The sequence below is a fragment of the Pantoea eucrina genome, from assembly GCF_002095385.1.
Taxonomy (GTDB): Bacteria; Pseudomonadota; Gammaproteobacteria; order Enterobacterales; family Enterobacteriaceae; genus Pantoea; species Pantoea eucrina.
Genome location: NZ_MIPP01000001.1, coordinates 189,351 through 202,030, shown reverse-complemented (window position 1 = coordinate 202,030; position 12,680 = coordinate 189,351). Strand labels below are relative to the sequence as shown.

The 12,680-nt window shown below is 58.0% G+C and carries 8 protein-coding genes; 7 read left to right on the top strand and 1 reads right to left on the bottom strand.

Going from position 1 to position 12,680, the window contains the following annotated elements:
* Positions 1 to 13 precede the first annotated feature (13 nt).
* The 3 genes from polB to rluA all read left to right on the top strand — a co-directional run bounded on the left by polB (position 14) and on the right by rluA (position 6,105).
* On the top strand, positions 14 to 2,374 hold the full coding sequence (gene polB / locus HA43_RS00945; RefSeq protein WP_094110728.1) for a DNA polymerase II: 2,361 nt from the start codon (positions 14 to 16) through the stop codon (positions 2,372 to 2,374).
* A 149-nt stretch (positions 2,375 to 2,523) separates the two neighbouring features.
* On the top strand, positions 2,524 to 5,430 hold the full coding sequence (rapA, locus tag HA43_RS00940) for an RNA polymerase-associated protein RapA (protein WP_094110727.1): 2,907 nt from the start codon (positions 2,524 to 2,526) through the stop codon (positions 5,428 to 5,430).
* A gap of 15 nt (positions 5,431 to 5,445) precedes the next feature.
* Positions 5,446 to 6,105 (top strand): bifunctional tRNA pseudouridine(32) synthase/23S rRNA pseudouridine(746) synthase RluA, encoded by a 660-nt coding sequence (gene rluA, locus HA43_RS00935; protein ID WP_039382528.1) that lies wholly within the window; start codon positions 5,446 to 5,448, stop codon positions 6,103 to 6,105.
* Positions 6,106 to 6,153: 48 nt separating this feature from the next.
* Here rluA and djlA read toward each other — a convergent pair whose 3' ends face one another.
* On the bottom strand, positions 6,154 to 6,963 hold the full coding sequence (gene djlA / locus HA43_RS00930) for a co-chaperone DjlA (RefSeq protein WP_094110726.1): 810 nt from the start codon (positions 6,961 to 6,963) through the stop codon (positions 6,154 to 6,156).
* 182 nt (positions 6,964 to 7,145) lie between these two features.
* Here djlA and lptD point away from each other — a divergent pair, with 182 nt between their 5' ends.
* Genes lptD through rsmA form a run of 4 tightly spaced genes read left to right on the top strand, consistent with a single transcriptional unit; the run spans position 7,146 to position 12,676 of the window.
* The gene (lptD, locus tag HA43_RS00925; protein ID WP_052246515.1) at positions 7,146 to 9,530 is read left to right on the top strand and encodes an LPS assembly protein LptD; all 2,385 of its coding nucleotides are present in this window, start codon (positions 7,146 to 7,148) and stop codon (positions 9,528 to 9,530) included.
* A 54-nt stretch (positions 9,531 to 9,584) separates the two neighbouring features.
* Entirely contained in the window at positions 9,585 to 10,874 is a 1,290-nt protein-coding gene (surA, locus tag HA43_RS00920; RefSeq protein WP_094110725.1) for a peptidylprolyl isomerase SurA, read from the top strand.
* Positions 10,864 to 11,859 (top strand): 4-hydroxythreonine-4-phosphate dehydrogenase PdxA, encoded by a 996-nt coding sequence (pdxA, locus tag HA43_RS00915; RefSeq protein ID WP_071669083.1) that lies wholly within the window; start codon positions 10,864 to 10,866, stop codon positions 11,857 to 11,859. The genes surA and pdxA overlap by 11 nt, the downstream gene beginning before the upstream one ends.
* Entirely contained in the window at positions 11,852 to 12,676 is an 825-nt protein-coding gene (gene rsmA, locus HA43_RS00910; protein WP_039382519.1) for a 16S rRNA (adenine(1518)-N(6)/adenine(1519)-N(6))-dimethyltransferase RsmA, read from the top strand. Before pdxA ends, rsmA begins: the two co-directional genes overlap by 8 nt.
* Positions 12,677 to 12,680: the final 4 nt, after the last annotated feature.

The window sequence follows — 12,680 nt, the reverse complement described above, 5'->3', positions numbered from 1 at the left end:
CTCCGGAGTCACCGTGACAGAACCGCGCGCAGGCTATCTGCTGACCCGTCACTGGCGGGATACCCCTTCAGGCAGCGAGATCACGCTGTGGCTGGCAACCGATGCCGGGCCGCAGCGGCTGGTGCTGCCCGCGCAGGAGTCAGTGGCGTTTATTCCGGAAGCGTTCCGCCGTCAGACCGAAGCGCTCATCCGCGACGAAGCCCATACCCGTCTGCAGTCGCTGACGCTGAAGGATTTCCATTATCGTCCGGTGTTTGGCCTCTATTGCCGCAGCCATCGTCAGCTACAGCAGCTGGAGAAACGTCTGCGTGAGAACGGCATCAGCGTTTATGAAGCTGATATCCGGCCACCCGAGCGCTATCTGATGGAGCGCTTTATTACCGCCCCGGTCTGGTTCAGCGGCGAGCCGCGCGGTGAGACTCTGATCAACGCCCGCCTGAAGCCGCATCCCGACTACCGGCCGCCTCTCCGCTGGGTGTCGCTGGATATTGAAACCACCGAACGCGGCGAGCTTTACTGTATCGGGCTGGAAGGCTGCGGTCAGCGTCAGGTGTATATGCTGGGCCCGCCCAACGGCGACGCCAGCGCGCTCAGCTTTGAGCTGATTTACGTTGAGAGCCGCCAGCAGCTGCTGGAGCGGCTTAACGCCTGGTTCGCGCGGCACGATCCCGATGTGGTCATTGGCTGGAACGTGGTGCAGTTCGACCTGCGGGTGCTGCAAAAGCATGCCGATCGCTACGGCATTCCGCTGCGCCTCGGCCGTCAGCAGCAGCCGCTGGAGTGGCGTGAACACGGCTTTAAGCCGGGCATCTTCACCGCCCAGCTCGCCGGCCGCGTCGTGATTGACGGCATTGAAGCGCTGAAGTCTGCCTACTGGGATTTTCCCTCTTTCAGTCTGGAATCCGTTGCGCGCGAGCTGCTGGGTGAAGGTAAAGCGATCAATAATCCGTGGCAGCGCATGGAGGAGATCAACTGGCGCTTTGCCCATGATAAACCCGCGCTCGCGACCTATAACCTGAAAGATTGCGAGCTGGTTACGCGCATTTTTCACCATACCGCCATCATGCCCTTTTTACTGGAGCGTGCCAGCGTTAACGGCCTGGCGCTGGATCGGCACGGTGGCTCGGTTGCGGCGTTCAGTCATCTCTATATTCCGCGTATGCATCGCGTGGGGTATGTAGCGCCCAATCAGGGCGACGTGGCGCCGGAGGCGAGCCCCGGCGGCTATGTGATGGACTCCCGTCCCGGCCTCTACGACTCCGTGCTGGTGCTGGATTACAAAAGCCTCTATCCCTCAATCATCCGTACTTTTCTGATTGATCCCGTCGGGCTGGTTGAGGGCCTGGCCCATCCGTCTGACGCAGATTCTGTGCCTGGCTTTCGCGAAGCGCGCTTCTCGCGCCACCTTCACTGTCTGCCTGACATCGTGGCGCAGATCTGGCAGGGGCGTGATGCCGCAAAGCGCGACGGCAACGCCCCGCTCTCCCAGGCGCTGAAAATCATCATGAACGCCTTTTACGGCGTGCTGGGCACCAGCGCCTGTCGCTTCTTTGATTCACGCCTCGCCTCCTCCATCACGCTGCGCGGCCACGCCATTATGCAGCAGACGCGGGCGCTGATTGAGGCGGAAGGGTTTACGGTGATCTACGGTGACACCGACTCCACGTTTGTCTGGCTGCAGGGCAAATATAGCGAGGAGCAGGCAGCGGCCACCGGCCAGCGGCTGACGACGCTGATCAACCGCTGGTGGCAGCAGCATCTGCAGCAGACGCTCGGTCTGACAAGCGCGCTGGAACTGGAGTATGAGACGCACTTCAGCCGTTTTCTGATGCCCACCATTCGCAACGCCGAACAGGGCAGCAAAAAGCGCTATGCCGGGCTGACCGGCAGCGGCGAGCAGCAGCGTCTGGTGTTTAAAGGGCTGGAGTCAGTGCGTACTGACTGGACGCCGCTGGCGCAGCAGTTTCAGCAGCAGCTCTATGGCCGCATCTTCCGCGGAGAACCCTGGCAGGCCTATATCCGTGAAACGGTCGCGCAGCTGATGGCCGGCCAGCTTGACGATCTGCTGGTGTATAAAAAACGCCTGCGGCGACCGCTGCATGAGTATGAGCGCAACGTTCCGCCGCACGTGCGCGCGGCGCGTCTTGCCGATGAACATAACCGCAGGCTGCAGCGTCCGCTGCAGTACCAGAAAGGCGGTTCCATTCGCTATGTGATGGCGACCGCCGGGCCGGAGCCGCTGGAGGTGCGTACCACGCCACTCGACTACGATCACTACGTCAGCAAACAGCTGCAGCCGATAGCGGATGGCATTCTGCCGTTTGTCGGCGACGACTTTGCTACACTGATTACCGGGCAGCTGGGGCTTTTTTGACAGGTGACGAATGCCCTGCCATCCAGTACCATAGCGCCCTTCCTGTATTTCAGCATGCACAACCTGACCAGACATCTGTCTGGCGCTTTGTTATTGCCTGAGAGCAGGCGAACGTCTTTAAGTCATTCAGAGAATCGAGCAAAAAATATATGGTATTTACACTGGGTCAACGCTGGATAAGTGATACGGAAAGTGAACTGGGACTGGGTACGGTCGTGGCGCTGGATACGCGCATGGTCACGCTGATGTTTCCCGCAACCGGCGAGAACCGCCTCTATGCCCGTCATGATTCTCCGGTCACCCGCGTGATTTTCAATCCGGGTGATACCGTTACCAGCCATGAAGGCTGGCAGATGCTGGTTGATGAAGTGCGGCACGAAAATGAGCTGGTGACCTACATCGGTACCCGCGCTGATACTGAAGAGAGCAACGTGGTGCTGCGCGAAGTGATGCTGGACAGCAAGCTGGTCTTCAGCAAGCCGCAGGATCGCCTGTTCGCCGGTCAGCTCGATCGCATGGATCGCTTCGCCCTGCGCTTCCGCGCGCGCAAATACCAGAGCGAGCAGTATCGCCTTGCCGTCAGCGGCCTGCGCGGCATGCGCACCAACCTTATCCCGCACCAGCTGCATATCGCACACGATGTGGGCCGCCGCCACGCGCCGCGCGTGCTGCTGGCAGATGAAGTCGGCCTGGGTAAAACCATTGAAGCGGGCATGATCATCCAGCAGCAGCTGCTGGCGGGGTGCGCCGATCGCGTGCTGATCGTGGTGCCGGAAACGCTGCAGCATCAGTGGCTGGTAGAGATGCTGCGCCGCTTTAACCTGCGCTTTGCTCTGTTTGATGACGATCGTTATACCGAAGCGCAGCACGACAGCGACAATCCGTTTGAAACAGAACAGCTGATTATCTGCTCGCTCGACTTTGTGCGCCGCAATAAACAGCGTCTGGAACTGCTGGCGGATGCGGAGTGGGATCTGCTGGTCGTGGATGAGGCGCACCACCTGGCGTGGAGTGAAGCGGCGCCCAGCCGCGAATATCAGGTGATTGAACAGCTGGCGGAGAACACGCCGGGCGTACTGCTGCTTACCGCCACGCCGGAACAGCTGGGGCTGGAGAGCCACTTTGCCCGTCTGCGCCTGCTCGATCCCGATCGCTTTCACGATTTCAGCCAGTTTGTCGCCGAGCAGCAGCACTATCGTCCGGTGGCCGATGCCGTCAGCTCGCTGCTGGCGGATCAGGCGATCAGTAAAGATGAGATGAACCTGATCAATGAGCTGATTGGCGAGCAGGATATCGAACCGCTGCTGCAGGTTGCTAACAGCGACCGCGACGGTAAAGAGGATGCGCGCAAAGAGCTGGTCTCAATGCTGATGGACCGCCACGGCACCAGCCGCGTTCTGTTCCGTAACACCCGTAACGGCGTGAAGGGCTTTCCAAAGCGCGAGCTGCAGCAGATCCGTCTGCCGCTGCCGGCGCAGTATCAGACAGCGATCAAAGTCTCCGGCATTATGGCGGCCCGCAAGTCGCCGGAAGAGCGCGCCCGGGACATGCTCTATCCGGAGCAGATCTATCAGGAGTTTGAAGGCGATAGCGGCACGTGGTGGAACTTTGATCCGCGCGTTGAGTGGCTGATGGGCTATCTCACCAGCAACCGCAAAGAGAAAGTGCTGGTGATTTGCGCCAAAGCGGCCACTGCGCTGCAGCTGGAGCAGGTGCTGCGCGAGCGTGAAGGTATTCGCGCGGCGGTGTTCCATGAAGGTCTCTCCATTATTGAGCGCGATCGCGCCGCGGCGTTCTTCGCCTCGCAGGAAGAGGGCGCGCAGGTGCTGATCTGCTCGGAGATCGGCTCTGAGGGCCGTAACTTCCAGTTCGCCAGCCGGCTGGTGATGTTCGATCTGCCGTTTAACCCCGATCTGCTGGAGCAGCGTATCGGACGCCTCGATCGTATCGGTCAGCTGCACGATATCCAGATTATGGTGCCCTGGCTGGAGAAAACCGCGCAGGCGGTGCTGCTGCGCTGGTATCACGAAGGGCTGGACGCGTTTGAGCACACCTGCCCTACCGGCCGCGCTATTTATGACGCTGAATATAACCAGCTGATTGAGTTCCTGGCGGCACCGGAAAACCCGCAGGGTCTCGATGAGTTCATCCTGAAAAGCCGTAAACAGCATGATGCGCTGAAAGCGCAGCTGGAGCAGGGCCGCGACCGACTGCTGGAGCTTAACTCCAACGGCGGCGAAGCGGCGCTGGCGCTGGCTGATGCCATTGCTGCTCAGGATAACGATACCGAGCTGGTAAACTTTGCGCTCAACCTGTTCGACATTGTCGGCATCAATCAGGAGGATCGCAGCGACAACCTGATTGTTCTGACCCCTTCCGATCACATGCTGGTGCCCGATTTTCCCGGTCTGCCGGAAGATGGCTGTACGATTACCTTTAACCGTAATCAGGCGCTGTCGCGCGAAGATACGCAGTTCATTACCTGGGAGCATCCGCTGATCCGCAATGGTCTGGATCTTATCCTCTCCGGCGATACCGGCAGCTGCGCCCTGTCGCTGCTGAAGAACAAGGCGCTTCCGGTCGGTACGCTGCTGGTTGAGATGATCTATGTGGTTGAGGCGCAGGCGCCGAAACAGCTGCAGCTTACCCGCTTCCTGCCACCGACGCCGGTGCGCATGCTGATGGATCGCGCAGGTAATAATCTGGCGGGCAAAGTGGAGTTTGAGAGCTTTAACCGTCAGCTTAACGCAGTTAACCGCCACACCGGCAGCAAACTGGTCAACGCTGTCCAGCAGGATGTGCATGCCATTCTGACGCAGGCGGAGCAGGCCGTGGTGCCGGAAGCGCAGGCGCTGATTGCCGCGGCGAAAGCGGAGGCGGATGAAAAGCTGAGCGCAGAGCTGTCGCGACTCGAAGCACTGCGCGCCGTCAATCCCAACATCCGTGACGATGAGGTTGAGGCGCTGGAGAGCAATCGTGCGCAGGTGCTGGCCAGCCTGAGCGAGGCGGGCTGGCGTCTCGATGCGCTGCGCCTGATCGTCGTAACGCACCAGTAAGCAGGCGAGACTGACATGCTGATGGAACCCTACAATCCGCCGTCCGAACCCTGGCTGCATATTCTGTATCAGGACGCGCACATTATGGTGGTCAACAAACCGAGCGGATTGCTCTCGGTGCCGGGCCGGCTGGAGGAGCACAGGGATAGCGTGATGACGCGCATCCAGCGTGATTTTCCGCAGGCGGAATCGGTGCACCGGCTCGATATGGCGACCAGCGGCGTGATTGTGGTGGCGCTGAATAAGGCGGCAGAGCGCGAGCTGAAGCGTCAGTTTCGCGAGCGTGAGCCGTCAAAGCACTACGTGGCGCGCGTCTGGGGCCATCCGGCAGCGGAAAAGGGCCTGATCGATCTGCCACTGATTTGCGACTGGCCGAACCGGCCAAAGCAGATGGTGAGTCACGAACTGGGAAAACCGGCTCAGACGGAGTATGAAGTGCTGGAGTATGCCGCCGATAACAGCGCGCGCGTGCTGCTGAAGCCCATTACCGGTCGTTCACACCAGCTGCGCGTGCATCTGCTGGCGCTGGGACATCCGATCCTCGGCGATCGTTTCTATGCGCATGAGGCGGCGCTGGCGATGGCAGCGCGTCTGCAGCTGCATGCGGAGTCGCTGACCATTACCCATCCGGTATTTGGCAGCAGCATGACATTTCGGCAGCCAGCGGAGTTCTGACCTGCGTCACCCCGCCCTCTTTCCGGTAAAAAGGGCGGGATGGCCGGGCTATTTAAACCCTTTCTCTTTGCGGATCAGGTCGTATGCGGCCTGAATCTCCTGCGCTTTCTGTTTCGCCATCTCCATCATTTCCGGCGGCAGACCTTTCGCCACCAGCTTATCGGGATGATGTTCACTCATCAGCTTGCGATAGGCGCGTTTAATGGTGGTGTTATCATCACTGCTTTTCACGCCCAGTACGCTGCAGGCGTCTTCCAGCGTGGGTCCGCGCTTCGTCTGCTGCCAGCCGCCGCCTGAGGCACCCGCACCGCCAAACTGCTGTCCGCCTTCCATCATGCGCAGAAACTGATCGAACTGCTGGCGTGAAATCCCCAGCTCTTCGGCAATCACATACAGCACCTGCCGCTCGTTCGGATGCAGCGAACCATCCGCAAATGCCGCCTGAATCTGAATTTCCAGAAACATCCGAATCAGATCGAAACGGCCAAAACAGGCGCTGCGCAGCTCACGCAGTTTGTTGCGCAGCGGATAGTCGCTCTGTTTCCCTTCACGAAAGGCGCGCTGCGCGGCAGTGCGGGCCTCTCCGTGCAGCTGCATACGATCCATAAACAGCGATGCAATCTGAATATCCGCTTCGGTGACGCGCCCTTTTGATTTGGTCAGATGACCCATGACCTGAAACGTCGTGCTGAAAAACAGCGTCTGCCGCGACTGATTATTGGCAAAATATCCCTGCGCTTTTACGCTGCGCACTTTATCAATCAGATGACCAATGATCAGACCCAGGACAATGCCCCAGAACCCCGCGCCTGACATCACGCCAAGCGCAAGACCAATAACTTTTCCCCAGTAGCGCATAAACTCCTCAATTCGCCATGCTTGTGGCTGAAAATTGCATTATCATACCTGTCATTTATCTCCGCGCCTAACGGCAACGCAGACAGAAAAGGATTAACGCTGGCACTACGCCGGGCGGTAAGTTAGTCTCTGTCCGGATTGTCGGCATGATGCCAGTGTCCATGGAATTATCGAAACCGCGTATGAAAAAACGTATACCTACCCTGCTGGCAACCATGATTGGTGCCGCACTTTATAGTCAGCACGCGCTGGCCGACGATTTGATGTCGCAGTGTATGCTGGGCGTGCCAAGCTACAACCGCCCGGTTATCAATGGTGACGCTAACTCCCTGCCGGTAACCATCAATTCCGATTCGGCAAAAGGCAATTATCCGGACGATGCAGTATTCACCGGTAATGTCGATGTGCAGCAGGGTAACAGCCGTCTGCGCGCTGACGAAATGCAGCTGCATCAGCGTCAGCAGGAGGGCCAGACCGCGCCGGTACGCACCGTGGATGCACTGGGCAATGTGCACTATGACGATAATCAGGTCATCCTGAAAGGTCCGAAAGCCTGGTCCAATCTGAACACCAAAGACACTAACGTCTGGAACGGCAACTACCAGATGGTGGGTCGCCAGGGACGCGGTGATGCCGACCAGATGAAGCTGCGTGGCAATAACCGGTATACCATCCTCGAAAATGGCACTTTTACCTCCTGTCTGCCGGGCTCTAACAGCTGGAGCGTGGTGGGATCAGAGGTGATCCAGGATCGTCAGGAAGAGGTGGCGGAGATCTGGAACGCGCGTTTCAAACTCGGCAATGTGCCGGTGTTTTATAGCCCTTATCTGCAGCTGCCGATCGGCGATCGTCGTCGCTCCGGTTTCCTGATCCCGAATGCGAAATATGGCAGTAATAACGGCTTCGAATTTATGCTGCCGTACTACTGGAATATTGCGCCGCAGGCGGATGCCACGCTGACGCCGCACTATATGAGCAAGCGCGGTACGCAGCTGCAAACGGAGTTCCGTTACCTTACGGTGTTTGGCGCCGGCCTGATGGAGCTGGATTACCTGCCGTCCGATAAGCAGTATGAAAAAGATCGCGCGGCGCGCTCTTCTATTGAAGACGATCAGGACTCTAAACGCTGGCTCTTCTTCTGGCGCCATTCAGGCGTTTACGATCAGCACTGGCGCTTTGCGGCGGATTATACCAAGGTCAGCGATCCCTACTATTTCAACGATATCGACTCGAAATATTACAGCTCGACCAATAACTATGCGACGCAGAAATTCAGCATCGGCTACGCGGATACCAACTGGGATGCGACGCTGTCGACCAAAGATTTCCAGGTCTTCGGCAATACCAGCTCTGCCAACGTCTATCGTGCTGCGCCGCAGCTTGACGTTAACGCCTACCAGAATGATATCGGTCCGTTTGATGGCCGCGTCTACGCCCAGGCGGTGAAGTTTACCAACGTCAGCAACCGGATGCCGGAAGCGACGCGTCTGCATATTGAGCCGACGCTGAATCTGCCGCTCTCCAACGGCTGGGCCAGTCTCGATACCGAAGCAAAACTGCTGGCGACGCACTATCAGCAGGACAATATCGAAAGCTATAACACCCGCTTTAATCCTGACGCCACAAACAACAACAGCGGACGGCTGAAAGATTCCGTAAACCGTACGCTGCCGCAGTTCAAAGTGGATGGCCGTCTGGTATTTGACCGGGATATGGACTGGTCGCAGGGCTATACCCAGACGCTGGAGCCGCGCGTTCAGTATCTCTATATTCCGTATCGCGATCAGAGCAACATCTATCCTTACGACTCTACGCTGCTGCAGACCGACTATACCGGCCTGTTCCGCGATCGCACCTATAGCGGTCTCGATCGCATCGCCTCCTCAAATGAAGTGGCAAGCGGCGTAACAACACGCATTTATGACAACGATCTGGTTGAACGTTTTAACGTTTCTGTAGGTCAAATCTACTCGTTTACTCCGTCGCGTACCGGCGTAAACCAGACGAATAAAGAAGATGATACCGGCAGCCTGGTATGGGCTGGCGACACGTACTGGAAAATCAGCGATCGCTGGAACGTCCGTGGCGGACTGCAGTATGACACCCGTCTCGACAACGTTTCACAGGGTAATACGGTACTGGAGTATCGCCGTGATGCCGATCGCATGCTGCAGCTGAGCTATCGCTACAGCAGCCCGGAATATGTCGCGCAGGCGCGTAACAACGCCAGCCTGATCAACAATCCGATTTATAAAAATGGCATTTCGCAGGTCGGTGCAACCGGCAGCGTACCGATTGCCGATGCCTGGTCGCTGGTGGGGGCATACTATTATGATACCCGCAACAGCCGTCCGGCAGAGCAGCTGGTAGGCGTGCAGTACAGCTCCTGCTGCTACGCTATTCGTCTGGGTTACGAGCGCAAGATTAACGGCTGGGAAAACAACGACAGTAAATATGACAACCAAATCTCATTCAACATTGAGCTGCGTGGTCTGAGTTCCAACTACGGCTTAGGCACTAATGAAATGCTGCGTCAGGGCATTATTCCCTATCAGCGCGCATTCTGATGTTGTGATGTTTGACAGGCGATCCCGCAGTGCGGAAACAATAATGGATAAAGTATGAAGAACTGGAGAATGCTGATTCTGGGTGCGGCGATGTCGGCCGGCACCGCTTTCGCAGCCCCACAGGTAGTTGATAAAGTCGCCGCCGTCGTGAACAACGGCGTGGTGCTGGAAAGTGACGTCGATAACATGATGCGCACGGTAAAATCCCAGGCGCAGCAGGCGGGTCAGCAGCTGCCTGAGGACCGTACGTTGCGTCATCAGATCCTTGAGCGTCAGGTCATGGATAACATTATTCTGCAGATGGGTGAAAAAGCGGGCCTGCAGATTAGCGATCAGCAGCTGGATCAGGCGATCCAGAACATCGCTGCGCAGAACCGTATGAGCGTCGATCAGCTGCGCAGTCGCCTCGCCTACGACGGCATGAACTACAGCGACTACCGTGCGCAGATCCGTAAAGAGATGCTGATCTCTGAAGTGCGTAACAATGAAGTGCGCCGTCGCGTCACCATTCTGCCGCAGGAAGTTGATACGCTGGCGACGCAAATTGGTTCACAGAACTCGCAGGGCACCGAGCTGAATATCAGTCAGATTCTGCTGCCGCTGCCGGAAAATCCTACGCAGCAGCAGGTTGACGATCAGGAAGCGCTGGCACGTCAGCTGGTGGGCGAGATCAAAGGCGGTGCCGATTTCGGTAAGCTGGCGGTGACCTACTCAGCCGATCCTCAGGCGCTGAAAGGCGGCAACATGGGCTGGGGTAAAATTGAAGAGCTGCCGACGCTGTTCTCACAGGCGCTGAGCAGCGCGAAAAAAGGCGATGTGGTCGGTCCGATTCGTTCCGGCGTGGGCTTCCATATCCTCAAAGTCAACGATCTGCGCGGTGAGAGCAAGAATATCTCGGTCACTGAGGTACACGCCCGCCATATTCTGCTGAAGCCATCACCGATCCTGAGCGACGATCAGGCGCGTGAAAAAATTACGCAGCTGGCCGCTGACATCAAAAGCGGAAAAACTACCTTTGCCGCTGCTGCCAAACAGTTCTCTGACGATCCGGGTTCAGCTAACCAGGGCGGCGATCTTGGCTGGGCGTCACCCGACATCTACGATCCCGCTTTCCGCGACGCGCTGCTGAAGCTGCAGAAAGGTCAGGTCAGCGCACCGGTGCACTCTTCGTTTGGCTGGCATCTGATTCAGCTGCTGGATACGCGCCAGGTGGATAAAACCGATGCGGCGCAGAAAGAGCGCGCCTATCGCCTGTTGTTCAACCGTAAGTTTGCAGAAGAAGCGCAGACCTGGATGCAGGAGCAGCGCGCCAGCGCCTACGTGAAGATCCTTGATGGCAACTGATAGCTATCGCGTTGCGATCACGCCCGGCGAACCCGCCGGGATTGGTCCTGATCTTACGGTGCAGCTGGCACAGCGCAACTGGCCGGTTGAACTGGTCGTCTGTGCTGACGGCGAAGTACTGCGGCAGCGTGCCGCGCAGCTTGGCCTGCCGCTAACCCTGCAGCCGTGGCAGCCTGACCGCGCTCCGCAGCCGCAGCAGGCGGGTACCCTGACGCTGCTGCAGATCGATACGGCACAGCCGGTGGTGCCTGGTCAGCTCTGCGTGGCTAACGGTGCGTACGTCCTTGAGACGCTGGCGCGCGCCTGTGACGGTGCGCTTCAGGGCGAGTTTGCGGCGCTGATCACCGGGCCGGTACACAAAGGCGTCATCAACGACGCCGGCATTCCGTTTACCGGCCATACCGAATTTTTTGCCGATCGCGCCGGTGGCGATCGCGTGGTTATGATGCTGGCAACCGAGTCGCTGCGCGTAGCGCTGGCAACTACCCACCTGCCGCTGAAAGATGTCTCTGCCGCCATCACGCGCGAGAGCCTGCGTGAGGTCATCACCATTCTGCATCAGGATTTACAGCAGAAGTTTGGCCTGGCGCAGCCGCATATCTTTGTCTGCGGCCTCAATCCGCACGCTGGCGAAGGCGGGCATATGGGGCGTGAAGAGATTGACACTATTACGCCAGCGCTGGATGCGCTGCGTCAGCAGGGCATCCGTCTGACGGGGCCACTGCCGGCCGATACGCTGTTTCAGCCTAAGTATCTGCAACATGCCGATGCGGTGCTGGCGATGTATCATGACCAGGGATTGCCGGTCCTTAAATATCAGGGTTTTGGCCGGGCGGTGAATATCACCCTGGGCCTGCCTTTTATCCGAACCTCTGTCGATCACGGTACCGCGCTGGAACTGGCCGGTCTTGGACAGGCAGAGCCGGGCAGCTTTATCACGGCGCTTAATCTCGCCATCACTATGATCAAGAGCAGTAATGAATAATCGCGTCCATCAGGGGCATTACGCCCGTAAACGTTTCGGGCAGAACTTCCTGAACGATCAGTACATTATCGATAGCATCGTCTCTGCTATTCATCCGCAAAAGCAGGAGGCGCTGGTCGAGATCGGTCCCGGTCTCGGTGCCCTGACCGAGCCGGTAGGCGAACGCCTGGACGCGCTGACCGTCGTTGAGCTGGATCGCGATCTGGCGGCTCGTCTGCAGACGCATCCGTTCCTCGGTCCCAAGCTGACCATTTATCAGCAGGATGCGATGACCTTTGATTTTGCTGCGCTGGCGCAGGAGAAAGGTCAGCCGCTGCGCGTGTTCGGCAATCTGCCCTACAACATCTCCACGCCGCTGATGTTTCATCTTTTCAGCTATACTGGTTCGATCAAAGATATGCACTTCATGCTGCAGAAAGAGGTGGTTAACCGTCTGGTTGCCGGCCCGGGCAGTAAAGCATATGGTCGTCTCAGCGTGATGGCGCAATATTACTGCCAGGTGATCCCGGTCCTTGAAGTGCCGCCGCAGTCGTTTACGCCGCCACCTAAAGTGGATTCTGCCGTGGTGCGACTGGTGCCTTATGCACAGCCGCCTTACCCGGTCAGTGATGTTAAGATCCTGAGCCGCATTACCACCGAGGCTTTTGGTCAGCGTCGTAAAACGTTGCGTAACAGCCTGGGTCATCTGGTTGCGGCGGGTGCGCTGGAAGAGTTAAATATTGATACCTCACTGCGTGCTGAAAACGTCAGCGTTGCGCAGTATTGTCAGCTGGCAAACTGGCTGGGTAACCATCAGGCAAAAACAGCGGAGAACTAAGTGC